Origin of the sequence: Bradyrhizobium sp. WBAH42, from assembly GCF_024585265.1 — a bacterium.
Taxonomy (GTDB): Bacteria; Pseudomonadota; Alphaproteobacteria; order Rhizobiales; family Xanthobacteraceae; genus Bradyrhizobium.
Genome location: NZ_CP036533.1, coordinates 22,457 through 46,221 on the forward strand (window position 1 = coordinate 22,457; position 23,765 = coordinate 46,221).

At 64.7% G+C, this 23,765-nt stretch carries 23 protein-coding genes and 1 pseudogene; 12 read left to right on the top strand and 12 right to left on the bottom strand.

The genetic code is table 11. The features are described 5' to 3' along the window. Positions 1–110 precede the first annotated feature (110 nt). The 3 genes from DCG74_RS00155 to DCG74_RS00165 all read left to right on the top strand — a co-directional run bounded on the left by DCG74_RS00155 (position 111) and on the right by DCG74_RS00165 (position 3,911). Positions 111–569, top strand: coding sequence for a hypothetical protein (locus tag DCG74_RS00155; RefSeq protein ID WP_035705682.1), 459 nt, complete (start codon positions 111–113; stop codon positions 567–569). Between the two features lie 136 nt (positions 570–705). Continuing rightward, positions 706–2,442, top strand: coding sequence for a type I secretion system permease/ATPase (locus DCG74_RS00160; protein WP_172788186.1), 1,737 nt, complete (start codon positions 706–708; stop codon positions 2,440–2,442). Beyond that, positions 2,439–3,911 carry an HlyD family type I secretion periplasmic adaptor subunit gene (locus DCG74_RS00165; RefSeq protein WP_172788185.1) on the top strand — a complete coding sequence of 491 codons (1,473 nt, stop codon included), beginning with the start codon at positions 2,439–2,441 and terminating at the stop codon, positions 3,909–3,911. Before DCG74_RS00160 ends, DCG74_RS00165 begins: the two co-directional genes overlap by 4 nt. Here DCG74_RS00165 and DCG74_RS00170 read toward each other — a convergent pair. The 5 genes and pseudogenes from DCG74_RS00170 to DCG74_RS00190 form a co-directional block, all read right to left on the bottom strand. After that, complete coding sequence (locus DCG74_RS00170) at positions 3,908–4,684, bottom strand: response regulator transcription factor (RefSeq protein WP_172788184.1); 777 nt, start codon at positions 4,682–4,684, stop codon at positions 3,908–3,910. The two genes, DCG74_RS00165 and DCG74_RS00170, sit on opposite strands and share 4 nt — an antisense overlap. Before the next feature lie 213 nt (positions 4,685–4,897). Then, on the bottom strand, positions 4,898–5,482 hold the full coding sequence (locus tag DCG74_RS00175; RefSeq protein ID WP_246708952.1) for a hypothetical protein: 585 nt from the start codon (positions 5,480–5,482) through the stop codon (positions 4,898–4,900). A 502-nt stretch (positions 5,483–5,984) separates the two neighbouring features. Next, complete coding sequence (locus DCG74_RS00180; RefSeq protein WP_172788183.1) at positions 5,985–6,407, bottom strand: hypothetical protein; 423 nt, start codon at positions 6,405–6,407, stop codon at positions 5,985–5,987. 159 nt (positions 6,408–6,566) lie between these two features. Further along, a pseudogene (locus DCG74_RS00185) lies at positions 6,567–6,843 on the bottom strand (DUF3833 family protein); the annotation flags it as partial. Between the two features lie 786 nt (positions 6,844–7,629). Then, positions 7,630–8,106: a DUF3833 family protein gene (locus DCG74_RS00190; RefSeq protein WP_172788182.1), complete on the bottom strand. Its 477-nt coding sequence runs from the start codon at positions 8,104–8,106 to the stop codon at positions 7,630–7,632. Positions 8,107–8,353: 247 nt separating this feature from the next. On the opposite strand from DCG74_RS00190, the gene DCG74_RS00195 reads away from it, so the two are divergent. After that, the gene (locus tag DCG74_RS00195; protein WP_172788181.1) at positions 8,354–8,623 is read left to right on the top strand and encodes a hypothetical protein; all 270 of its coding nucleotides are present in this window, start codon (positions 8,354–8,356) and stop codon (positions 8,621–8,623) included. A gap of 45 nt (positions 8,624–8,668) precedes the next feature. Here the strand turns inward: DCG74_RS00195 and DCG74_RS00200 are convergent, their stop codons facing one another. Continuing rightward, the gene (locus DCG74_RS00200) at positions 8,669–9,610 is read right to left on the bottom strand and encodes a Ku protein (protein WP_172788180.1); all 942 of its coding nucleotides are present in this window, start codon (positions 9,608–9,610) and stop codon (positions 8,669–8,671) included. Between the two features lie 265 nt (positions 9,611–9,875). On the opposite strand from DCG74_RS00200, the gene DCG74_RS00205 reads away from it, so the two are divergent. Beyond that, positions 9,876–10,448 (top strand): hypothetical protein, encoded by a 573-nt coding sequence (locus tag DCG74_RS00205; protein WP_172788179.1) that lies wholly within the window; start codon positions 9,876–9,878, stop codon positions 10,446–10,448. A 57-nt stretch (positions 10,449–10,505) separates the two neighbouring features. Here DCG74_RS00205 and DCG74_RS00210 read toward each other — a convergent pair whose 3' ends face one another. Then, the gene (locus DCG74_RS00210) at positions 10,506–13,577 is read right to left on the bottom strand and encodes an EAL domain-containing protein (protein ID WP_172788178.1); all 3,072 of its coding nucleotides are present in this window, start codon (positions 13,575–13,577) and stop codon (positions 10,506–10,508) included. A 157-nt stretch (positions 13,578–13,734) separates the two neighbouring features. Then, positions 13,735–14,532 (bottom strand): adenylate/guanylate cyclase domain-containing protein, encoded by a 798-nt coding sequence (locus DCG74_RS00215; RefSeq protein WP_172788177.1) that lies wholly within the window; start codon positions 14,530–14,532, stop codon positions 13,735–13,737. Positions 14,533–14,680: 148 nt separating this feature from the next. Here DCG74_RS00215 and DCG74_RS00220 point away from each other — a divergent pair, with 148 nt between their 5' ends. The 3 genes from DCG74_RS00220 to DCG74_RS00230 all read left to right on the top strand — a co-directional run bounded on the left by DCG74_RS00220 (position 14,681) and on the right by DCG74_RS00230 (position 15,571). After that, positions 14,681–14,887 carry a hypothetical protein gene (locus DCG74_RS00220; protein ID WP_172788176.1) on the top strand — a complete coding sequence of 69 codons (207 nt, stop codon included), beginning with the start codon at positions 14,681–14,683 and terminating at the stop codon, positions 14,885–14,887. A gap of 45 nt (positions 14,888–14,932) precedes the next feature. Continuing rightward, entirely contained in the window at positions 14,933–15,112 is a 180-nt protein-coding gene (locus tag DCG74_RS00225) for a hypothetical protein (RefSeq protein ID WP_172788175.1), read from the top strand. Positions 15,113–15,277: 165 nt separating this feature from the next. After that, the gene (locus tag DCG74_RS00230) at positions 15,278–15,571 is read left to right on the top strand and encodes a hypothetical protein (protein WP_172788174.1); all 294 of its coding nucleotides are present in this window, start codon (positions 15,278–15,280) and stop codon (positions 15,569–15,571) included. Here DCG74_RS00230 and DCG74_RS00235 read toward each other — a convergent pair. The 4 genes from DCG74_RS00235 to DCG74_RS00250 form a co-directional block, all read right to left on the bottom strand. After that, positions 15,558–16,763 (bottom strand): adenylate/guanylate cyclase domain-containing protein, encoded by a 1,206-nt coding sequence (locus DCG74_RS00235; RefSeq protein WP_172788173.1) that lies wholly within the window; start codon positions 16,761–16,763, stop codon positions 15,558–15,560. The genes DCG74_RS00230 and DCG74_RS00235 overlap by 14 nt on opposite strands. Positions 16,764–16,866: 103 nt before the next feature. Continuing rightward, positions 16,867–17,451 carry a HutD family protein gene (locus DCG74_RS00240; protein ID WP_172788172.1) on the bottom strand — a complete coding sequence of 195 codons (585 nt, stop codon included), beginning with the start codon at positions 17,449–17,451 and terminating at the stop codon, positions 16,867–16,869. Beyond that, on the bottom strand, positions 17,426–18,379 hold the full coding sequence (locus DCG74_RS00245; RefSeq protein ID WP_172788171.1) for an alpha/beta fold hydrolase: 954 nt from the start codon (positions 18,377–18,379) through the stop codon (positions 17,426–17,428). The genes DCG74_RS00240 and DCG74_RS00245 overlap by 26 nt, the downstream gene beginning before the upstream one ends. Positions 18,380–18,555: 176 nt before the next feature. Beyond that, positions 18,556–20,652, bottom strand: coding sequence for an adenylate/guanylate cyclase domain-containing protein (locus DCG74_RS00250; protein ID WP_172788170.1), 2,097 nt, complete (start codon positions 20,650–20,652; stop codon positions 18,556–18,558). Between the two features lie 311 nt (positions 20,653–20,963). On the opposite strand from DCG74_RS00250, the gene DCG74_RS00255 reads away from it, so the two are divergent. From DCG74_RS00255 to DCG74_RS00270, 4 genes are read left to right on the top strand one after another with little or no spacing between them, the layout of a single operon-like run. Beyond that, a complete protein-coding gene (locus DCG74_RS00255) occupies positions 20,964–21,269 on the top strand; it encodes a DUF2282 domain-containing protein (protein WP_172788169.1) in 306 nt (101 codons plus the stop codon). Between the two features lie 37 nt (positions 21,270–21,306). Beyond that, positions 21,307–22,221, top strand: coding sequence for a DUF692 domain-containing protein (locus tag DCG74_RS00260; protein WP_172788168.1), 915 nt, complete (start codon positions 21,307–21,309; stop codon positions 22,219–22,221). Beyond that, complete coding sequence (locus DCG74_RS00265) at positions 22,211–22,993, top strand: DNA-binding domain-containing protein (protein WP_172788167.1); 783 nt, start codon at positions 22,211–22,213, stop codon at positions 22,991–22,993. The genes DCG74_RS00260 and DCG74_RS00265 overlap by 11 nt, the downstream gene beginning before the upstream one ends. Then, on the top strand, positions 22,990–23,499 hold the full coding sequence (locus tag DCG74_RS00270; RefSeq protein WP_172788166.1) for a DoxX family protein: 510 nt from the start codon (positions 22,990–22,992) through the stop codon (positions 23,497–23,499). Before DCG74_RS00265 ends, DCG74_RS00270 begins: the two co-directional genes overlap by 4 nt. Positions 23,500–23,765 lie beyond the last annotated feature (266 nt).

Below are 23,765 nucleotides of genomic sequence, written 5' to 3' on the forward strand. Positions count from 1 at the left end.
TCGATTTGACATCTATCGCTCTCGCGCACGGGCGGATCAGACTTGCCGTGCGCGTCCGCCTGATCGGGATGGATGTTGCACGACAGCCAACAAAACGACGGAGGCCTCAAATGATGCCAAAGGCAATCAACATCTCGGATACGATCAAGGTCAAATCGATCGACACCGGTGGTCAAAGTGCCGGAAATGGCGGCGACGGTACTTTCAAGGGAGCCATCATCAGCAAGCCGACTGTCAACTACGATCCGACCAACAAGGCGGAAGGCGCCGACGTGCACGTGAGCACCGGCGATCACGTCAAGCAGACGGCGGATTGGGATGCCGGCGGCGCCAACGCCAAGGCCTCGGTGTTCTCCAAGGCTCATGGCGGAGACGCCGAGTCGAACGGCAGCCAGAAGTCCTACAGCGGCTACGATACTTCCAAGGTCTACGCCAATACGGATGCCACCCAGATCAACAAGCTCGCGGTGGACCAGCACCAGGAAGTTGTCGCCGGCATCGGCGGCGATGGCGGAGACGGCAACTTCGCATGGGGTGGCGGAGTGACCTTCCATCTCGACACGCTCTGACGAGCCGCTCGTCCGACTGGCGGGACCGGCTGCCGCGGCCGCCGGTCCCGGATTTCGCGCCAAAGATCTACCGATGCGTTTGCCGGATTGCGTTGACCTCAAGTGCGCCGGACCTCGATTTCAGGCGGTGACGATCATGCTGATGCCGCCCATTCGGTTGCCCATCCTGCCGCAGATCCGGACGCCACTGCACACAGCCCTCCGGTCCTGCGTGGGACCGCTAGGTCTCGTATTCGCATATAGCTGCAGTTACAATCTGCTACTGTTTGCGCCCTCCATCTATCTTCTTCAGATCTACGACCGGGTGTTGTCGAGCCGGAGCGGCGACACGTTGCTCCTGCTCACGCTCATCGTCGCGATCACAGTGGTCGTCGGCGGCGTGTTCGATGCATTGCGGCGCGCCGTCCTTGGACGCCTCGGCGCCTGGCTCGACGATCGCCTTCGTCCCTGCGTGCTTTCGGCCGGCCTCGAATCGGCGTTTCGCAGCGATTGGACGCAAGCGTCGGGCGCATATCGGGACCTCACCGTGCTGCGCCAGTTCGTCGAGTCCGGCTCATGTACGATGCTGTTCGACGCGCTCTGGGCGCCCTTGTTCCTCCTTGTCCTCGTTCTGATCCATCCCCTGCTTGGCGTGGTGGGCGCCTGCTGCGTCGCCTTCCTGTTCGCACTCACGGTCGCCGGAGAGCTGGTCACGGAAGACGTTTTGCTCAGGTCCGGCGCCGCGCTCTCCAGAAGCTACGGTCGCCTTCAGACTGCCGCGGGCAACATCCACATGATCCGCGCCATGGGAATGTTCGATAGCGCCGCGCGCATGATCCACCGTGACGCGCAGCACGCGCGCAGAGAGCACGATGTGGCGCTCCGGCGAGGCGAGATCGTTTCTCTCGTCGCCAAGCCGGTTCGCGCGCTGTCGCAGGTCTTGATCATGGGGGCTGCGGCGTGGCTCGTCCTCGATCACGGGAAAAGTCCGGCAATCATCTTTGCTTCTACGCTGATGTTCAGCCGGGCGCTCGCGCCGGTCGAAAGTGCGGTCGCAGGCTGGAAATCACTCGTGACGGCCGTGAGCGCCTGTCAGCGGCTCGGCGCACTTCTCGCCGCATTCCCCGTCGCCCGGCAGGAGAGCGCCGGGGTTTTCCCGCCGCAGGCGCGAAGCGGCCTCGTCGTCGACAATGTGGGCGTGTGGCTTGCGGGGACCGACCATCTTCTGCTGAACGGCGTCTCCTTCAGCCTCATGCCCGGAGAATGCCTAGGCATCATCGGTCCGTCCGGGTCAGGCAAGTCCTTGCTCGGCCAGGTGATCGCCGGGCTGTCGATGCCGACGCATGGCCGTGTCCTCCTCGACAATACCGACGTTTCGCTGCTTCGCGAGACCCGAAACGGCGACGGCCTCGGATATCTCCCCCAGGATATCAATCTGATCGGCGATACCATCAACGACATCATCGCACGCCTTGAAGATGCGGACCGGCAAAAGGTCGTCGAAGCGGCCAAGCTCGCCGGAATCCATGGGGCGATCATGCGCCTGCCGCAGGGTTACGACACGGTGGTTCACAGTGAAACCATCTTCTCACGCGGGTATCGGCAGCGCCTCGGTCTTGCCCGCGCATTTTTCGGCAGTCCACGCCTCATCGTTCTCGACGAACCCAACGCCAGCCTCGACTACGGGGGCGAGCGAATGCTCCTGGATGCCATCGAGCGCATGAAGCTCGCGGGCGTCATCCTTGTCGTCGTCACTCACAGGATGGGTCTCCTCGCCGCCACGGACAAGATTGCCATCATGGAAGACGGTGCGGTCGCCGCGTTCGGCGACAGCGAGGACATCTTTGAACGGCACCTGAGCCGACCCCAGGTTACTTCACAGGTTGCGCCATGATCTGGAATTCTCTCACCATCTGGAAGCATCCTGCCGTCGCCAGACTTCCCATGATCTGGGACCGGTTCGTACGAGGGCCGTCGCGCCCCACGCCGACCCGACGATCTGGCGTCGTGGTAACCGCAATCGACGATTTCGAGCCTCTGGAATTTCCATGGTGCTCGACGCCTACGCCGACCTCGCCACGCGGAAGGCTTCGCGCTATCACCGTCGCGGGCAATCTGCTGGTGCTCTGCTTCATGCTGGGGCTTGGTACATGGGCGAGCCTCGCGCCTCTCGAAAGCGCCGCGATCGCGTCCGGCGTCGTGGAATCGGAATCGAGTCGCAAGACGATCCAGCATCTGGAAGGCGGTATCGTCAGCAAGATCCTGGTTTCGGATGGCGACATCGTGCGCAGCGGCCAAACGCTGATCGCGCTGGAGGACACCCGGGCGAGCTCGGAGGTGCAGAGCCTTCAAGGCCAATTGTGGGATGCAGCTGCTCGTGCCGCTCGGCTTCAGGCCGAGCAGCAGAGATTCGAGAGGATCGCAATTCCGGACGCGCTGGAACAGGACAGCAGGCAGAGCGGAGTGGCCGCCGCTGCACTGTCGGCGCAGCAATTCATTTTCCAGGCGCGCCTGCAGGTCCACGAGTCGCAGCTTGCGGTCATTCGCGAACGAAGGCGTCAAGTCGAAAAGGAGATCGAAGGTCTCACGGCACAGGAGAGCGCCACCGGGCAGCGGGTCGGCATCGTCCGGGAGGAACTGGATATGGTCACGACCCTCGTCAACAAGGGGCTCGAACGGCGGCCGCGACTTCTGAACCTGCAGCGGGAACTGGCCGACGTTGAGGGCCGCCGCGGCGAGATCGCCGCGCAGATTTCCCGCGCCGCGCAAGTCATCAGCGAACAGCAGGCCACATTGTTCAAGCTCGAGAGCGAGAGGCAGAACGAGATCGCACAGTCGCTTCGTGAAGCACAGAACCAGATATTCCAGCTCCGCGAGCGGTTGTTTGCGGCCAGGGACCAGCTATCGCGAACAGAGGTCAAGGCGCCAGAGGACGGCGTGATAACCGATTTGCGGATTCATACAGCCGGCGGCGTCATCGGAGCGGGCGCTCCGCTCATGGACCTGGTACCCCGGCAAGACCGTCTCATCGTGACCGCGCGCCTGAGGCCCGAGGATATCGATGTGGTTCATCCCGGCCTCAATGCCGAGGTTCACCTCGTACCGTACAATCAGCGTCGCGTGCCTCGCCTGATCGGAACTGTCGTGCACGTGTCCGCAGACCGGCTCCTCGACAAGCGCACGGACCAGCCATACTACGCGACCAAAATCCGGATCGATGACGCGCAGATCGTCGCAAACGACATCCAGATCGTCCCCGGCATGCCGGTTCAAGTGTTCATCACGACAGGGCGCGGTACCGTGGCTCTCTACGCGCTCAGGCCCCTGCTCGACTGCTTCCGTAATGCATTCAGAGAGGACTAAGTCTCCTGCATCGGACCTGCGCCGGGGTCGTGCCCCTGCGACGGCAACCGGCCGCGCCAGCGCAGCACGGCTTCCGTCCGATTGTGCGCAGCACATTTCCTCATGATGTGCTGGATGTGCATTTTGACTGTGCTTTCCGACAGGTTCAATTTGGCGGCGATCAGCTTGTTGGGCAGGCCGAGCGCCAATTCCGCCAGAACCTGTTGCTCACGAGGCGTGAGATCCGGCACGCTCCTTTCGATAGTCACTCCGGCTCCCTCGTTCACAAGAGATGCGCGCGCAAGCCCGCGCGCATCTGGCGGCTCGAAATCCGGTATCCTGTTCATCCCGGCGACGGGCAACGGCCTGTAGACGCCGCCGACAAGGACAAGGCGCAGGCCAGCTATGGCAATCTCGATCGGCAGCGAGGTAGAAAGAAAGCCGCGCACACCCCGCTGCATCGCGGCCTGCACGGTCGGCTCGTCGTCATGGTTTGACAGAATTGCAACGGCGGCGTTGGGACAACACTCCGCAACGAAGGCGAGACTTCCCTCAACCGAGGGATCGTCGATGGGCTTGTCTGCGATACTCAGCACCACCAGACGAACATCGCGGGTTGATGTGCAGTCCAGGCTTTCGACCGTTGCCATGTCTAGGATCTCGAATTCCGCCAATTCCCGCCTGAGGACGTTCAGAATACATGTGCGAGGCAACAGGAGCGGTTCGACGAACACCAGAACCGGCAAGTGAAGTGACCCATCGAGCCGCTTTGAGGAGTTGGTTATGTCGTCCATGATTTCCTCGAGATAAAAAGAGCTTCCGCGATATTCCCATTCCCTATTGCTTGTCCCCTGCTGCTGCATTCATCCTGAATGATCATCACGAGAGCGGCGCAGTGCCGCCGCCAGTGCCTTGTCCACTGCGGTTTAACTGGCGCCTGGGTGGAAATTCTTTCCGCTCAAATTCATTTCGGCGCGGACCGCGCGCTGCCGCAGCCGACGCATTCCCTAATTGCAGATATTTCTATAGGCCGTTGACGCCGCCGACCCCGACTTGCCGTCGACGACATATGCTTCATCCTCCTTCACGAGATAAAGAAACGGTCTCTCTGCGGTCTCGCCCCCTGATGCGCTTCCTCCTTTCACACGCCCGCAAATCGTATCCACGGGGCGTCCGAGCGTGTTCTTTCGCATCGTGCGCTTCATTTCGGTGAATTCGGCCGATCCTGGATCCTCCATCTTCGTCGCGATGGTGACCTTCGCCTTTTCTAGGACAGGATCTGAGTCTTCCGCGGGCCGTTCGGATGCTGGGACGCTGGTCCTCGTCCGCAGTGACGCCGCTTTGGCGAGGTCGACCGATCCGCTCTTCTTTGGTGATGATTTCTTGCCTGACCTTCCCGGAGTTGCAGAATTCGGTTTGACGATCACGGGATCCGGCGCCAGTGCCGCCGGCGTTGGCTGCGGGGGTCGGGCGACCGCAACCCGGTCGAAACAGGGTCGTGACGCACACCCAAGGAAATACCCTCGGGAAGGCGCGAACCAGCCAAAGCCGATCAGGACTCCTGCCAGCACTCCAACAAAAAGCAGTCCCATCCGATTCCCCTCCCTGGGAGCTCGGCTCGCACTCGTAACTAGGACTAATTCCGCGCTGGTGATCCATCTGTTGCGCAAAAGCGTTAAACGCCCATTAAGCGCGCAGCGGCGCGATTTGGTCCGCTCTTGGACCTCTCTGCAACTTGCGTGTTCGAACGTCCGCCTTGCACCACCAAAAGCTGCCGATCACCGGCGCGTGGCACAGCCACGCAGAGGCCCGAAGGGCGAAGCGCGGTGTCCGGCATAGCTGGAGCGCAGCGGAAGCGACGACGGACTGTTGCGGCGAGCTTCAGCTAGGAGAGCCAGCGACACACATTAGAAGCGAAGCGAGTGAAGGCTGCCGTGCCCAATGAGGTTTCTTATCGTTTGAATTTCCGCTCGATGACTGGAAGTGCCGGAGTATCGATTTCGTCAAGTAGCGTGGTGGCACTGGAGAGCATTCCAAAACTGCTGCTGTTGTCTTGGCACGAGCAGAGATGTTCGTGCGGACCTCAATCCCGCTTCAGGACGCGTTCGCCCTCGCCCGTTCGCGGGCTTCGCGGCGGCGCTCTCGGCGCTCGCGCCGCCGCTTGGCACGGTCAGCTGGCTGCGGCAGCGGGGAAACCGGAGCAATCTCGACTACCGGTGGGGGCGTCTCTTTGACCGGGGACGCCAGGCTTGGCTCGCTTGGTGCCGGGCGGGCTTCCATGAACGCCAAGACGTCTCGCCCCTTGGCCGTCACTCTCCAGCCACCGCTGATGCGCTCGACAAGGCCTTGCGAAAAGATGTCGAGGTCCGGCACCCGGCTGGCAAGACGCCTCGTCCGGTCGGCCCAATCGGGGCCACTGGTCGCCAGGATGGCCATGTCGCGCTTGAGGTCTTCCATGACGGCGAAGCCGTCCGGATAGCTCACCAGGATCTTCAATACCGTAACCTGGAAATTCAACGCCCCCGCCCCCGCTCTGGTCAATCAGCGCCAGAAGATCCCTTCCCGGGAAACGGCCACGGTACTTTGCTTCGCTGCGTTCGCGATTCAAAAATGTTAATCGCGAGAAAGTAAGGACGCGCAGGGGGGAGCAGGACTGCAGGGGCGCGTAGTCCGAACCTAGAGCTTCCGATAAGTCACATGCGCCGTCGCGAACGGAATGCCGGCGCGCCCGGCGCTGCCGCGCACGATGCAGGCGCGGTCATCGATCGCATAGAACCAGTCATCGAAGTTCAGCTTGAACGACTTTCCGTCGCCTTGGGGCGTGTCGCCCGTACCTCCAATGGAATGCACAACCGGCCTGCTCGCCGGTGGCTTCGCCTTCCAGGCAGTTCTCATGGCCGCTGTATCGACCCGCGCCTAGCTTGTGAATCGTCCGGCGCAGCGTGTCGCTGTGGTCGTGTACCGAAAGTGCGCGGATTGATTTTCTGGTCATTCGACTTGGCGCGCTACGGTTTTCTCCGCCGGAATCCGACCATCCGGATCTATTTTCAGATACTCACCGCGTTCGGTGGTGAAAGCCGTGGTGCTGGGCAACGCCAGGCGTTGTCTCATAAGCCCTGTTGGGCCCAAACAAGGGAGCCGCGCCGCCAGGACGCTCCAGGCCCATTCTGCCTGCCGGCGTCAGTTCGCAGTCGTTCAACACATCCCGGTCGGGATATTGCGCCTGAAACAAGTTTGGATTTTGAGTCGCCCACAATGGGCACTGGGCGCTTGCAGAGCTTATCGCGCAAATCGACATCATCGCTGCAATAACAAAGGTCCTGAATCCAGTCATGGTCGTGCTCCGAACGGCTGTTGTTTTCGTGCGGAGCATTCGCGCTGGCTCGAATCGGCTGCTCTGTTGAACGCGTTTCCTTCGAATTTCTTGGATGAACATTAGGTGGGTATGCGCTCGGGAAAAACACGCGGTGAACGATCACGGCTGCGCGAATGGCAAATCGGTATGCTCACCATTGCGTGACGCACACCCGCATCCCCGCATGTCTGAAGTCGCGTCACGTCGAACACTTTCGCCAAAGTCGCTCCCGCATCGGCTGCTGAGTGCAGAAGCCATGCGACGGCGCGTGATGCCGAGGACGTTACCAGTCTTGCAGGCGTGGCCGATTGCGAGGGCGTGGACCGAGGGTCATCTAACTCCTCATCGTAGGTCCATCGGAGAAACTGCCATGCGATCCCAGACCTAAAGCTTCCGATAAGTCACATGCGCCGTCGCGAACGGAATGCCCGCGCGCCCTGCACTGCCGCGCACGATGCAGGCGCGGTCGTCGATCGCATAGAGCCAATCATCGAAGTTCAGCTTGAACGACTTTCCATCGCCTTGGGGCGTGTCGCGCGTGTACGTCCAATGGAATGCACAACCGGCCTGCTCGCCGGTGGCTTCGCCTTCCAGGCGGTTCTCATGGCCGGTGTATTGACCCTCGCCCAGCTTGTGGATCGTCCAGCGCAGCGTGTCGCTGTGGCCGTCATCGAAGGTGTAGGTTTCGGTCAGGACGACTGTGTCGGTGTCCGCGTCCAACTCGCCATGCGCCGTAATCGTCGCCCGCTTCAACAGCCCGCCGACGAGGCTCTCGACCACCGCCCATCCTTCCAGGCGGCCGACGAAGAATTGCTCAGGGAGAAACACCGGCGTGGTGCCAGCGAACGCATCAATGGCCATGGGCTTTTCCTCCGAAACCGATGACCACTCAAGTCGTCTCTCGGCACCGGGTTCCCCAGCAGGGACCCGCCTGGCTCGGTCGCGTGCTTGCGGCGCATGCAGACCCCGCGTCAACACTTCGCCTTCTCCACAGCCCGCCGGAACACGTGGACAAGATCAGCCCCGCCGTTTGGGAATCCCTGACCCGTGCTAACCGCCGGGAACGAGCGGGCGGTAGCGCGGATTCGTCCCGCAGGAGCGATCTTGCATGCTGATGACCAGGGAAAGACGGCCGGCGATCCGGACCTTGCGCGGATGGGCCATTCATGTGCTGCAGGAGGCTGGCGCGATCAACGAATGCGAGGAGCACGGCTGGGCCAAGGATCGTGCCGACCCGCACGCTCGGAAACGCGCGGTCGAGCTTGCGCGCCAGGATCCACCGGACGGCGTCTCCGCCGATCAGGCCGTCGCTGAGATCAACGATGTCCTCGATTCGATCGGCGATACCTGTCCGGAGTGCCCTGACGAGGGCCTTTGAGGCCTGCGGCAAGGACCTTCGCGTACCGCGGACGCTGAAGATGCTTCATGCCGATTTCCGCCGCGCCCCTGAGGCCGGCTTTTTCGCAGACGACTCCTTGGCGGCCGCCTTCTTGCCCGCGATCGGCATCAGCATCTCCTTCTGGCCGGCCGCCGCCTTCCTCGGCTTCTTGGCGGGCTTGTCTGCCTTCGCGGGCGCGGCCTGCTTCCCGGCTTCCTTGCCGACGCTTCGCCGCAGCGCCTCCATGAGGTCGACGACGTTCTCGCCCTTCGGCCGCTCCTTCGGCCGGATCACCTTGCCGGCGCGCTTTTCGTTGATCAGCTCGATCAGCGCGGTCTCGTAATGATCCTCGAACTTGTCGGGTTCGAAGCGTCCGGCCTTCTGGTTGACGATGTGCCGGGCGAGATCGAGCATGTCCTTGGTGACTTTCACGTCCTGGATGTCGTCGAAATAGTCTTGCTCGCTGCGCACCTCGTAGGGGTAGCGCAAGAGGGTGCCGACCAGGCCCTTGTCCATCGGCTCCAGCGCGATGATGTGCTCGCGGTTGGTCAGCACCACCCGCCCGATCGCGACCTTGTCCATCTCGCGGATGGTCTCGCGGATCACCGCGAAGGCGTCGTGGCCGACCTTGCCGTCGGGGCGGATGTAATAGGGGCGGATCAAATAGCGCGGGTCGATATCCGACCTGTCGACGAACTCGTCGATCTCGATGGTGCGGGTGGACTCCAGCGCGATCTCCTCGAGCTCTTCCTTGGATACCTCGATGTACTGGCCCTTCTCGAGCTCGTAGCCCTTGACGATGTCCTCATTCGGCACCTCATCGCCGGTTTCCGTGTCCACTTTCACATATTTGATGCGGTGGCCGGTCTGCCGGTTGAGCTGGTTGAACGAGATCTTCTCGCTCTCGGACGTGGCCGGATAGAGCGCCACGGGGCAGGTGACGAGGGACAGTCTCAGGAAGCCTTTCCAATTGGCGCGCGGGGCCATTTACGCAGAACTCCGGTTCGAGGCGACACGGATTCAAGACGAACGGCCGGCCCGGGTTCCGACATGGGGAGCGACAATTAAGACGCCGCCCGCCTAACCTTCTCCGCAGCCGCCCCAGCAGATAGCCCTGCATCTGGTCGCAGCCGTCCTGGACGAGGAGCGACATCTGGGCCCTCGGTCTCGATGCCTTCGGCGAGGAGGGGGACGCCGAGCCCGGAATTACGGTGACAGTACTGGACGATCATCGTAATTAAACTTGAGACCCATGACCTCGTTTGCTCAAGCCCCCGAAGAAAAATCACGCACCCTGCGGTGGCTGCCCTTCATTGCCGCAATTGCCGCAGTCGTGACTGCAGCTCCGTTTGCGTGGGATAAGAGCCTTCGCACGTTTCTCCTTCTCATCTCGCTCTACTTGCCCGCGATGGCCTTGGTTTGCATCGGGCTCTGCATCTGGGCAGCCGTCGAGAGGAAGTCATCCCGCGCGCGCTCGATCGTCATCTCGCTTGCGGTGATGCTCACGCTGATCGGCGGGACATTCTGGGCAGTGCCGCGAGTCAAGGATGAACTTCGGTTCTTAGCTTGGTCGCACACGCACAGCGACGCGGCAGAAGGGTGGTTCGCAGACAAAGACGCGGTCATGCTGGATTGGGAAAGCTGGGGCATGGTCGGCATGGAAAACAACGCTTACCTCGTCTCGAACCCAAGCGATACCCTTGCCGAGGACGGTGGAGCTTCGGAGTGGCTCCGCAACGTCGGATCGAGTTGCGACATCGTTGCTTCAAAACGGATGCGTCGTGGAATCTTTATCGTCACGACCACCAATTGTCCGCTCCGATGACGCGCTCCTCACCTCCTGGAATCAAAGTCGACTGAAACTCCAATCCGCGCGCATCCCTTAAGACGCCGCCCGCCTCACCTTCTCCGCCGCCGCCTCCAGCCGCCGCGGCCGCCCCAAGAGATAGCCCTGCATCTCGTCGCAGCCTTCCTGGACGAGGAGCGACATCTGGGCCTCGGTCTCGATGCCTTCGGCGAGGACGGGGACGCCGAGCCCGTGGGCGAGGCCGATCACGGCGCGGACGATGGCGAGCGAGCGCTCGCTCTGGCCGAGAGCGGCGACGAAGGAGCGGTCGACCTTGATCCGGTCGAGAGGAAACGCTTCGAGATAGGACAGCGACGAATAGCCCGTTCCGAAATCGTCGAGCGCGATCAGGATGCCGAGCGACTTGAGCGACTGCATGGTCCGCCTGGCGCGCGGCACGTCCTCGATCAGGACACCTTCGGTGATTTCGAGCTCGAGCCGCGCGGCCGGCAGCCCGCTCTCGCGCAGCGCCCTTCGGACCTGCGCATCGAGGTTTTCGCGGCGGAACTGGGCCGCGGAGACGTTGACGGCGACCCGCAGCGGCTGATCCCATGACGCCGCCTCCCGGCACGCCTCCATCAGCACCCAATCGTCGATCTGCGCGATGGCGCCGCTCTGCTCCGCGATCGGGATGAACTCTCCCGGAGGAATGACACCGCGCAACGGATGCCGCCAGCGCACCAGCGCCTCGTAAGCCATCAGCGTGCCGTCCCGATGATGCTGCGGCTGGTACTCGAGATAGAACTCGCCCCGCTCCACCGCGAGGCGCAGATCGTGCTCCAGCGCGCGGCGGTCGCGCAGCTGCTGGTCCATCGCGCTGGTGAACAGGCGGATGGCTCCCCTGCCCTCGTGCTTGGCGCGATAGAGCGCGGCATCGGCGTTTGCGAGCAGCGAGGCGGCGTTGTCCGCATCGCGCGGATAGAGCGCAACGCCGACACAGAGGTCGATCTTGAGCGCGTGGCCGTCGACCTCGATCGGACGCTCGAATTGCGCCCGCATGCGCGTCGCAAGCAGCTCGGCGGTCGCCGGCAGCGGCAGCTCATCGGTGACGCCAATGAACTCGTCACCGCCGACGCGCGCCACGTAAGCTCCCTGCGCGGCCTCCTGCAGCCGGCGCGAGGCTTCGCGCAGCACGGCATCGCCGACGGCATGACCGAAGCGGTCGTTGATCGCCTTGAAGTGGTCGAGATCGATGCAGAGCACCGCGAAGGCGCCGTCCGTGATCTCCGCGCGCTCGATGGCATCGCCGAGATGCTCACCCAGCGCGGCCCTGTTGGGCAGCTCCGTGAGCGCGTCGTGGCCCGCGAGATAGCTCACCCGCTGTTGCGCCCGATTGCGCTCGGTGACGTCGAAGGCGACGCAGACATGGGCCGGACGGCCCTCATAGACCAGCGGCCGGGATTCGATCACGACCTGGATAGCCTCGCCGTCGGCGGTCCTGTGCAATTCGTAGTCCTGCTCTGCGTCCTGTCGCTCGCAATATTCGAGCTGACGTTCGGACATCGCGAGCAGGTCGTGGCGGGAATAGCCGTAGTGCCGGCACATCGCGCCATTGACGGCGATGAGGCGCCGCCGCTTGGCGTCGACCACCCACATCGGAAGCGGGTTCTCCTCGAACAGCAGGCGGAACGAGGCCTCGCGGCGCTTGAGGTCGGTGATGTCGATGCGGACGCCGATGCTGCCGCCGTCGCTGGTACGCCGTTCCTCGACGCGGACCCAGCGGTCGCCCGCCAGATGCTGCTCGTGCGAATGGTGCGGCAGCGCGTGGTGCGCGAGGCGCTCGGCGAGCCACGCCTCCTCGCGCCCCGCGGCGTCCGGGTATTGTCCCGCGGCAAGGCCCGTTCGAAGCATGGTTTCGAACGGCGTGCCGGCCGCAAGGGCTTCCCGGCTCGCCGTGTAGAATTCGGCGTATTGATGATTCCAGAGCACCAGGCGATCGTCCTTGTCGAAAACGGCAAGTCCTTCGGGGACGACGTCGAGGGCTTCGGTCAGATGGGTGTGAGCGGCGCGGGCGGCGGCTTCGGCCTGCTCGGCCGCCGTCTTGGCTTCCGCAAGCGCCATCTCGGTTCGATGACGCTCGGTGATATCCTCGTGGGTGGCGACCCAGCCCTTGCCCTCCATCGGGCGATGCTTGATCCGCACGATCCGGCCGTTGGTCAATTCCACGGTGGTATCCGAATTCTCGGCGCTCACCGGAGCGCTGTTGCGCCAGACCAGATAGTCCTGCTTCGACATCTTCGGCGCGCTGCCGGCCGAATAGCGGAGATCGACGATCTCGGTCAGCTTCATGCCGGGCCGGACCAGCTTCGGATCCAGATCGTAGATCTCGAGATATTGCCTGTTGCAGACGATCAGGCGCTGATCGTCGTCGAAGAAGCAGAGGCCATGGGACATGTTGTTGAGCGCCCTGTCGAAGCGCTCGGCGAAGGCGGTCGCGGTCTGCTCTGCGGCCCGCGCGCGGTCACCCTCCTCGGACAGCCGTCCGTGGGTCTCGACCAGCTTCACGAAGGAACGGAAATTGGTGTTGATCATCCGGGCGAGCAGAGCGAGCAACACCAGGAGATTGATCCCGACCGAGACCAGCATCCCCTCGCCCGAGAGCAAGAGGAGCGTGGCGATCGGTGCGCCGGCGATGATCATCGTCAGCCGCGTCGCGGGCGGAAAGCTGCCGAGGCAGTAGGCGGTGCCGACGCAGCCCATGAAGAGAAGCAGCGAGACCGAGGCGCGCAGACCGGGATCGACGACCATGAACAGCGCCAGGATCCAGATCACGAAGCCGGAGCTGAGCACCACCGTGGCGGTGCGAACTCTTGCAAGCTCGAGATACGCCTCCTCGGCGGTGAAATCGGCCTTCTTGAGCCGCAGCCACTGGGCGAGCCGAAACAGACAGGCCGCCAGAAGGGCGGCCGGCAAGGCAAATCGCAGCCACGCCGATATCGTGTTGGGAAGGACCAGCCCGACGCTGATGCTGTTGACCAGGAGCATGGCGTAGAGAACGGGCACCTGCTTGCGCAAAACCCGGAACTGTTCGACCAGCAGCGCACGGCCGAGCGGATCGCTCGTGTCGCCCACGGAGAAGGAGTCGCGAAGCCGCGCGAAGAAGCCCATCAAATTTGCCCCAGCCGCCGTGAAGGCTAGGGCAGGAGTGGCGAAGGACCCGTAAAGGCGCTTGGTGTTTTTAGGTTTAACGGAATGTCGGAAACACTGGGACGTCGATCATCTCGGTTCCCGAAATGAAACCTCGGGGCTCGGCAAAGAGCCGCCCTCACCCCTCCACCCGCCACAGCCTCCACCTTTCCGGCACGCCCTTCAGCCGGTGCACGCCGTGATCGCGCAGGCCGATCGCCGTCTGCGTCGTCATCAGCTCCTTCACCGCGCTCGACACCAGGACCTCGCCGGCGCGCGCCTTCGCGGCAATACGGGTGCCGATGTGGAAGGCGAGGCCGACCATCTCGCCGCCGCTGATGGTGTATTCGCCGGTGTGCAGGCCAACCCTGATCTCGAGGCCGAGCGTGCGCACGGCTTTCTGGATCGCGCTGGCGCAGGCGATGGCGGCGGCGGGCTTCCTGAAGGTCGCCAGCACGCCGTCGCCGGTGGTGACGACTTCCTTGCCGCCGCACGTCTTCAGCTCTTTGCGGACCGCCGCGTAGTAATGGCCCATCACCTTGGTCCAGCGCGCATCGCCGAGCTTGGCCGCCTTCGCGGTGGAGCCGACGATGTCGACGATCAGGATGGTGGCGAGCGCCTGCTTGAGCTCGGCGCTGCGTGCGGCCGACGGCCGCCGGTTCGCGATCGCGCCGGTCAGCGGCTCATAGCGATGGCTGCGGCGCCGCGCGATCGCGGCTTTGGTGTAGTCCTGCGCGGCTTGCGCACTGCCGCAACGAACGGTCTTCTCCTGCGGCAGGCGCGACCAATAGACCTTGCGCGCAGCACCTGTGCCATGCACCTCGACCGCGCCCCATTTCAGGAAGACCGCCGAGCCGACCCGCCTGACGCACCACGCCTTCGACGTGTATCCGGAGACGTTGGACTGATGGACACCGATGCGGAGGAATTTGGGCATGAAGGCGCGGCCGATGGAAGGACCGTTGGACGATGTGCGCCAAGCCTATTCGGAGAGTTCCGCATCGGCAATAGGCGCTCGGTTCTCTGGCCGACCGATTGGCACTTTCTGCGGCAAGGCGCGTTGCGGTGTTTTCGAGGAGGCGCAGATGACCAAGACGAAGGCTGCCCACGCGCAAGACGTAAAGATCCCGACGCAAGCAGCGCTCAATCCCGGTGACGAAGCCCCGCCCGGAACCAAGGGCACCGGCGAAGACGTCTGTCCCGATTGTCACGGCAAGGGGCGCATCGATGGCGCGCCTTGCGCGACCTGCGGCGGGAGCGGCACCATCACGCGGGCGGTCGGCGGCGCCTGACGCCGCCTCGTGTGTTTTCCGCAACTGGATGCAGTGAGGCGCGCCATGAACAAGACGACCGGACTGACACCCGACGATTTTCCGATTGAAGCCGACAAGGACAAGCTGAAGACCCACAAGGGCGAGCCGGTGGCCTCGGCCGAGACCGAGCAGATCGCGGACGAGCTCGCCGACCGGCTGAACGAGCACGCGCACCAGGAAGAGCAGGATCGCTGGTCGGCGTAGTTCAGCGGGTTTGCGGCCGCGCCATCGGATTTGGAACGACCACGCGCTGCCGCGCATTGGCCTTTCGCCGGCGTCTCACCATTCCGGCAAATGGCGGCCCCGGCTCAAAGCCCCGCCCCCGGACCGCCGGGCCGGGGCCGCCTGGGGCCGAGCACAGGAGCGGACATGAAAGCACTCGTCATCGCAGGGCTCATCGCGGCTCTCGCCTCGTCTCCTTCCGCCTTCGCGCAAAGCGGCGCGGGTGCGTCGAGGACGGGCTCGAGCATCAATTCGACCGGCACCGGCGGCACCACCGGCGCGGGCGCCTCCAGCCTCAATACCTCGTCGGACGCCAACAGCGGCGGCGCGAATGCACCGGCGAAGTCGTCAACGATGAGGCCGGGCGACAACGATCCGGCCAGGCAAACCCAGGGCGGCCAGCAGGCCCTGCCGAACACCAGCGGAACTAACCGGAAGTAGCGCGAGCCGGATAGGCATACAGCTCGATCGGAGCGTTGAAGCCGCGCACCTCGTGGCTGCCGACATGCTCCAGCGCGAACTGCTTCTCGACCAGCTCGGCGAAATCGCGTGACAGCAGCACGTTCCTGCCGAGCGTCTTGGTCAGTGTCTCCAGGCGGGAGGCCATGTTGACGGCCGGGCCGATCACCGTGAAGTCGAGCCGCCTGGCCGATCCGATATTGCCGTACATGACGTCGCCAACGTGGACGCCGATGCCGTAATTCAGCGGCGCGCGGCCGCTTCCGCTGTTCCGCTCGTTGAGCGCGGCCATGGCTCCCCTCGCCTCCCCCACCGCGTGCAGCAGATTGGCGCAGGCGTTCGGCTGATGCAGCGGGAAGATGGCGAGCAGCCCGTCGCCGATGAATTTGAGGATCTCGCCGCCGTGCCGCGCGATCGGCTCCGACATCGCGTCGAAATAGTCGTTGAGCAGGTCGATCACGTCGTCGCGCGGCCAGTTGTCGGAGATCTTGGTGAAGTCCCTGAGGTCGCAGATCATGATCGCGGCGCGCACCGTCGTGCCGCTGCCGCGCCTTGTGGCGCCGGCCAGGATCAGCTCGCCGGCATGCGTGCCGACATAGGTCTCCAGCAGCGTGCGCGCCAGCCGGTTCTTGATGCGGATCTCGCTGACCAATGCCAGCACCGGCAACAGCTTCTTCAGGCCGGCGACATGCGCATCGTCGAACCCGCCGGGCCGGGCGGTCGCGAAAGTGACGATGTGCCGCTTGCCGAGCGTATGGTAGAGCGGCCAGGCGACATAGTCGGTCAGGCCCTTGGCCCGCATCTCGTCATAGAGGGCGTGCTTGCGGCGATGCGCGGAATCCTGCGCGAGCCGCTCGCGCACCTCGGCGGCGCCGTCATGGATCTCGTTGGCGGCGCTGCCGATATATTCGGATCGCTCGCGCACATCGTAGTCGACCAACGCAATCTCCGCCTCGCGCATCCCGTCGGACCACATCATCCGGGCGCCCAGCCATTGCGGGTGATTGATCAGCACATGGAGCGTCGCGCGCTGCACCGGAATGCCCGCCTGCTGCAGGCGGATGCACATCTGCGCGAAGATGTCGTCGATGTAGCGCTCGTCGCGCGTGCCGTTGGTCAGCCAGTCGATGACGCCGTCGGCCTGCGTGGGGGCGTATGTATCTGGCGCATTCATATCCTGCCCCTCGGGGTGCGGTCTTTGCGAAGCAGATATCGTGCGCCGGCCGGGCGGCGTCAACCTAGCCAGTTGCACGGATTGTGCGCATTGGTCTGAAGTTCTACCCCAAAAGCCGGATCGACCCCAGCACCGCCAGGCCCGAGACGAGCACGAGCTGCGACGGCCCGGCCAGCTCGAGCTTCAGCGCGCCGGTGCTGGGAATCGAAAAATCCTCATGGTCGAGACGGATGCGGCATTCGCCACGCGGGGCGTAGACCAGATGCGTGCCGGCGGCGAGCGGCCTTTCGCCGGGCTCCTTCAGCGCGAGGAGGTCGATCTCCGCCGCACCGCGCCGCGCCATGAGGTTCACGACCTCGACGGGACCCGCCTCGAGCTCGGTCACGATCTCGAGCTCACCGGTGAAACGCACCGTCGTAAAAGGTTCGCGTTCGTCGAATTCCTGCGTCGGCGACTTCAGCACCAGTCCGCGCCCCTCGACCACCATCTGCAAGCGGTCGATGCCGGGCATATGGGAGAAGGGACCAGGCGCAAGAATCGGCGTCGACGCAAAGCGCCAGAGCAGGCTGTCCCAGTCCTTCCGCGGCGCATCGGCCCGATGAGCGTCGGCGATGTCGGTGAAGATGCCGCCGCCGTTCTTCCACGGCGCGCGGGTGTAGCTTTCAGGATTGAGCAGCGTTGCCTTCATGGAGATCCCTGATGCGATGAGGTTGCGGAGCATCGTCGCGCCCGTCCAGGAACGGCTCGGCCGCCTTGCGCACAGCGTCCAGATGCGTGAACAGCGAGACGTGACCGCCGTCGGGGAGCGCCAGCAGCTTCGCCTGCGGGATTGCGCGGCAGACGTTCTCGGCATGCGAGAAGGCCACCACGTCGTCGGCGCGGCCGTGCACGACGAGAGCAGGCGCCGAGACCGTTCCTGCGGGCAATTGCTCCAGCGCGGCAAATTGCGCGATGTCGTTGACGGTCCCGGGGATCCTGGCGTGCAGATGCTCGAGCACGCTCGACTGCAAGGTGCGCAATAAGAGAGCTGCCTCGGGATGGCGCAAGGTTCGTTCGCGCATCGCGTCATCGGGAATCGCGCGGCGCGCACCGGATTGCGGATTTCGTTCAGCTCGCCACTTCAGGAGCCGAGGCAATCCGGGAAGACGCGCAAGATGGCGCATTATGCGCAGCCGCCCGGCGATGTCCGGCGGCGTTTGCAGTCGCCCCGTGCAGGCCGACACCAGCACCAGCGAGCGGCAGCGCGAGGGATGCCGCGCGGCAAATTGCAGCGCCGAGGGGCCGCCGGCCGAGACCGCGACGACCGCCGCATTGGAGATCCCGAGCGCATCGAGCAACTCGCGATAGAGATCAGCCTGCTCGTCGGGCGAGGCACCGAGCTCCAGGCGCGAGCCGAGATAGCCCGGGCGAGACACGGCCACCACCCGCTTGTCGCCGAGCGTCGAGGCGAGCGCACGCGCGAGCAGCCAGGATTGGTCGTGGCCGCCCATGCCACCATGAATGGCGAGGATGGCGGGCCCCTCGCCTGCGACCGCGCATTGGAAGATCCCGCGGGAGGTCTGCACCGAGACCGGAGCAGGCCCGGCGAGCGGCAATGCATCCGGATTTGCGGTCATGTCGCGCCTTCCACGCCTCGAGTGCGCCGGCCTTGAGATGACGCAGAAGCTTCGCGGGACGCTGACGCCTGGGTGACCTGCAGACCCAGGCGATCCTTACTATGGGCCCCCGGCGAGCTCAAGGGCTCGGCCTGCGGAATGCGCGGCACGCGCATGACGTCGCAAAATCCGCGCGGCTATTTCGACGTCAATGCCGCCACAGGCCGCCAAGTGACGTCGGGCGCAGCTGCAGCGAGCCGACGGCAGCGGTCACGCATCAGCTCGGCCGGACGATCGTCGCCGCGTTGCCTCAGCACGGCCTCGAAATCGGCGAGTGCGTCGGCAAATCGGCGCGCGCGATAGGCGGCGAGACCGCGTTCGTAATCCGCGATCCAGCCGATCGTGTCGCTGCCCGCCGCATTATCGTTCACCATCCCGATCAGCTCGTGAACGGACAGCCCCTCCTCGCGTCCGTAAACCGCGATGCTGTCGACCTCGCGCGTGACGACGGCGCCGCGCGCCAGACGTTCGGTCGCCGCGCCGATCAGGATTTGCGTGCCGTAAGATTTGTTGGCGCCTTCGAGCCGGCTCGCAACGTTTACGGCATCGCCGATCACCGTGTAGTTCAGCCGCAGCTCCGAGCCGATATTGCCGACCAGCATGCGGCCGGAATTGATGCCGATGCGGATCTGGAGCGGCTGGCCGAGATCGTCGACGAGGCCGGATTGTTCGACCGCAAGGCGGCAGGCGAGCGCGGCGCGGCAGCATCGCGCGGCGTGATCGTCTTGCGCCTGCGGCGCGCCCCAGAACGCCATCACGGCATCGCCGATGAACTTGTCGATGGTCCCGCCATTGGCGACGATGATCTCCGAGGTGAGGTCGAGATAGCGCGACAGCAGCGGCACGACGCGATCGCCGAGCCGCTCCGACAATCCGGTGAAGCCGGCTATGTCGATGAACATCACGCTGAGCTCCTGGATGCTGCCGCCCGGCCGCGCCTCGACGCCCTGACGCAGCAGGCCGCGGACGAGATCCGCCGGGATGAACTTGCGGAATGCGGACAGGCCGGCCGCCATCTCCGCGATTGCACCCGACAGGCTCGCGATCTCCTTGAGCCGCGACGGATGGCGACGAACCTGCTCCAGTGCGAAGGCTTCGACATGGCGCAGCTCGCCGACGACGCGCGACAGCGGCGCGGCGATGACGGACCGCGCCAGCATCGCCGAGGCCAGCGCCGCGAGCACGGCGCCGACGGCAAGACCGAGGATCAGGCGATGCAATGTCGTCTCGACCGGCCCGAGAAATTCGGCCTCGGGGATCACGGTCGCGAGCGACCAGCCGGGAAACGGCAGCGGCGTCAGCGCAACCTCATAGGCCGCGCCGCCCGAGGTGAGCCGGCTCCGCCAGGCCTCCTTGCGGCCGGCCTCCCCCGCCTGGTCGAGCGCTGCGCGCGCCAGCGGCAGCAGCGTCGTGTCGCCGCGCGCCGGATGGAGCTCGTCGGCGTCCTTGTCCGGCGCTGCGACGAGCTCGCCGCTGCCGTCGACGATGAAGGCGGTGCCGGTGCGCCCGACCTCCAGCTGCGACAGGAAGCGCGCGAGCCTGGTATATTCGATGATGACGGCAAGCACGCCTTGCCGTTCCTGGTAGACGTCGATCGGTCCGGCGAAAGCGATCGACGGGCGCTCGCCGGTCGCATGGTCCATCACCCTGAACCATTGCGGGTCGTCCGCGCCGAGCCCGGCCTTGAACCAGGCCTGATCGGCGACGCGGAAATCGGTCGGCTCGAAGCGCCGGTTGGCGAACTCGATGTCGCCGGGCACCACGTCATATTCGTCGACGCGGCGCTGCCCCGGATGATCCGTCAGCGAGATCTCCATCATCTCCAGGCGCCGATCGCCGAGCTTGTGCGCGGCGAAGAAGGAGCCGTCGGGCCAGCCGAACGCGACCCAGGAAATCGTCGCCTGCGATTGCAATTGCGAGAGAAAGACGAACTCGCGCTTGTCGGCCTCGCGGGTGTCGAGCACGTTCTGGAGGAACAGGGTGCGGATCGCGGTGTGCGCGGCCCGCGCCTCGTCGACGATGGCCGAGACTTCCTTGCGCACCGCCGCCACGATCTGCTCGTTGATGGTCGAGGCGAGCTGCCGGCTGGCCGCCTCCGCCGTGCGCCACCACAGCAGGCTGGAAAGCGCCGCGGTCAGCAGGATCGCCGTGAGGACCAGCGCGGACACAGCAAGGCGGATGCTCACCGTCATCCTTGCGATCGCACGAAGCTGGCGTCCGGGATCGACGTTCATGGTTGTATCCGCCTTTGGGTGGGCACGGCTCCTGTCATCGCTCTACGCAGATTTCCTACCGTCCGTTACCTCTGCCAAGTTTGGTAGGACGCATCCAATGCTCTCGCTCTAACGTGTCGATAGCGCCAAGGCATTGGATTTGGCCGCCCACTTGCCCACTAATCCCCACCCAAGCGCACCGCCGTGCGCCCGACCCACTCGGTCTCACGGATTCGTGAGCAGCCCGCCGTAACGCGGGCGGCGCGCGGAGCGAAGGAGACCATGCGCGCATCCCCGCCCAGGCGATGCCACCTCGAACAGGAGAACCTCTGATGTCTGTCAAACATGCCGTGACCTCTCTCGTCCTCGCCGGTGCGGTGTCGACCGCGCTCGCAACGCTTGCCTCCGCCGGCCCTCTGACCAAGGCCGAAGCCGATGCCGCCGTCGCCGCCAAGAAAGAGAAGTGCTTCGGCGTCGCACTGAAAGGCCAGAACGATTGCGCGGCGGGACCGGGCACGACCTGCCAGGGCACCTCGACCGTCGACTTCCAGGGCAATGCCTGGAAATTCGTCCAGGGCGGCACCTGCACCAGCATCGAGCTGCCGGGCGGCAAGAAGGGTTCGCTCAAGCCGGTGTAACGGCCGGCGCAACGGGAAGCGCGAACGGAGCAGCACGATGAGCACAATCAATCCGGCCCCGCCAGCAGCGTTGCCGCTCCGCTTCGCAACGCCGATCGGCGGTGTTGCCGGGACGAGTTTCAAGCCCGAGCACCTCCCCGCAATTCTCGAGGCCAAGCCTCGGCGCGGCTTCTTCGAGGTCCACGCCGAGAACTACATGGGCGCTGGCGGGCCGCCGCATCGCGCGCTGGAGGCGATCCGCCGCGATCATCCGCTCTCGCTGCACGGCGTGTGCATGTCGATCGGCGGACCCCGCCCGCTCGACAAGGCGCATCTGGCGCGTTTCCGCGGCCTGGTCGCGCGCTATCAGCCCGCGCTGGTGTCCGAGCATCTCGCGTGGTCGACGCACGAGACCAGCTTCTTCAACGATCTGCTGCCCCTGCCCTACACCGCCGCGACGCTGGCCTGCGTCTGCGATCACATCGACCAGGTGCAGGAGGCGATCCGCCGGCCGTTGCTCCTGGAAAACCCGTCGACCTATCTCGCCTTCCGCGAATCCTCGATGCGCGAAACCGAATTCATCCGCGCCGTTGCGGAGCGCACCGGCTGCGGCCTGCTGCTCGACGTCAACAATTTGTTCGTCTCCGCGACCAACCATGGATATTCGGCGCTCGACTACCTCGCTGATTTCCCGCTGTCGCGCGTCGAGGAAATTCATCTCGCCGGGCATGCCGAGCAGGCCGACGACGAGGGTGACCTGCTGTTGATCGACAGCCACGACGGCCCGGTCGCGGACGCCGTCTGGAAGCTCTACGAAATCGTCATCCAACGCCGCGGGCCGGTACCGACGCTGATCGAATGGGACAGCAAGATTCCGGACTGGCCGGTGCTGCAAGCGGAGGCCGCTGCAGCCCAGGCGATCCTCGACCGCCGTCAGTCCGCAGCAATGGCAGGAGACCGTCATGCTGCCTGAACCCGGCTTGTCCTTTGCCGCATCGTTCGCGCCGGCGCTGCTGGATCCGGCACGCAGCACGCCTGAGCTGGTCACCGGCCCGAACGGCAAAGCCGCCGGCCGGCGCTACGACGTCTACCGCAACAACGTCACGGTCAGCCTGATCGACGCGCTGGCCGCGATCTATCCGGCGGTGCAGCGCATCACCGGCACCGACTTCTTCCGCGCGATGGCGCGCTTGCATGTGCGCAGCCATCCGCCAACATCGCCGCTGCTGTTCGAATACGGCTGCGATTTCCCGGAGTTCATCGAAGCTTACGAGCATGCGAAAGATATGCCCTGGCTCGCCGACGTCGCGCGTCTCGAACGGGCCTGGCTCGATGCCTATCACGCCGCCGACGCCGCCCCGCTATCGCCGGCCCGGCTCGTGGCGGTGACACCCGATCGCTTGGCTGATCTGGTGTTCATTCCGCACCCGGCCGCACGATGCCTGCGTTCGGACTACGCCGCCGTGACGATCTTTGCGGCCAACCGCGACAACGCGCCGGTCATGCGGATCGATGCCTCGACGCCGGAGGATGCGCTGGTCACGCGAGGCGAGTTCGACGTCGCCGTGCGCCGCCTGCCACCCGGCGGCGCGGTCTTCGCGCACCTTCTCATGTCAGGGCGACCGCTCGGCGAGGCCGCGGCGGCGGCACTGGAGGCTGCAAGCGAATTCGACATCGCCGCGAACATCGCCGGGCTGATGGAAGCCGGCGCCTTCACCTCGCTCTGTTGCGGAGACCCATCATGATCACGGACCAGCACATGACGACCGCCAGCGGCCTGCCCTTGCCCGGAGCAATCATCGACAGAGCCAATCATCTCGTGCAGACGCTCGCGACGCCATCGCTGGTCCAGCTGGTGCTGCGCCTCGCGCTGGCCGTGCCATTTTGGCGCTCGGGCCTGCTCAAATGGGGCGGCTTCCTCAAGCTCAACGACACCGCGGTGACGCTGTTCAGCGACGAATTCATGCTGCATCTGCCGGGCGGGCCCTATCACTTTCCGGCACCGACGGTGATGGCCTTCCTGTCGGGCTGCGGCGAGATCATGTTCCCGATCCTGCTGGTGCTGGGGCTCGGCACGCGGTTCGCAGCGCTCGGGCTGCTGTTCATGACGGTGATCGTCGAGCTCACGGTGCCCGACGGCTGGCCGATCCACCTCACCTGGGCGGCGATGGCGCTCGGCATCATGGCTTACGGGCCCGGGCTCATCTCGCTCGACCATCTTGTTTGTCGTGCGCGGTCGCACGGGCGATGAGCCTGCGATCTTATCTATCCACAAGCACTCCGTCATCCTGAGGTGCGCGCCCTTGCGCGCCTCGAAGGATGAGCTGCAAGCGTCTGTGGCCCATCCTTCGAGGCACACCTTGCGATGCGAGCGCATCGCAAGGCTCGCACCTCCAGCGACAACTGCTTCGCAGTTGCGCAGGGATGACGGCTGCGGGTGTGATGAGCGTAGCTACATCCCACTCAAACGCTATCGACCGCGAGGTGCTAGCCTTGGCGGGAAACCATGGTAATTTG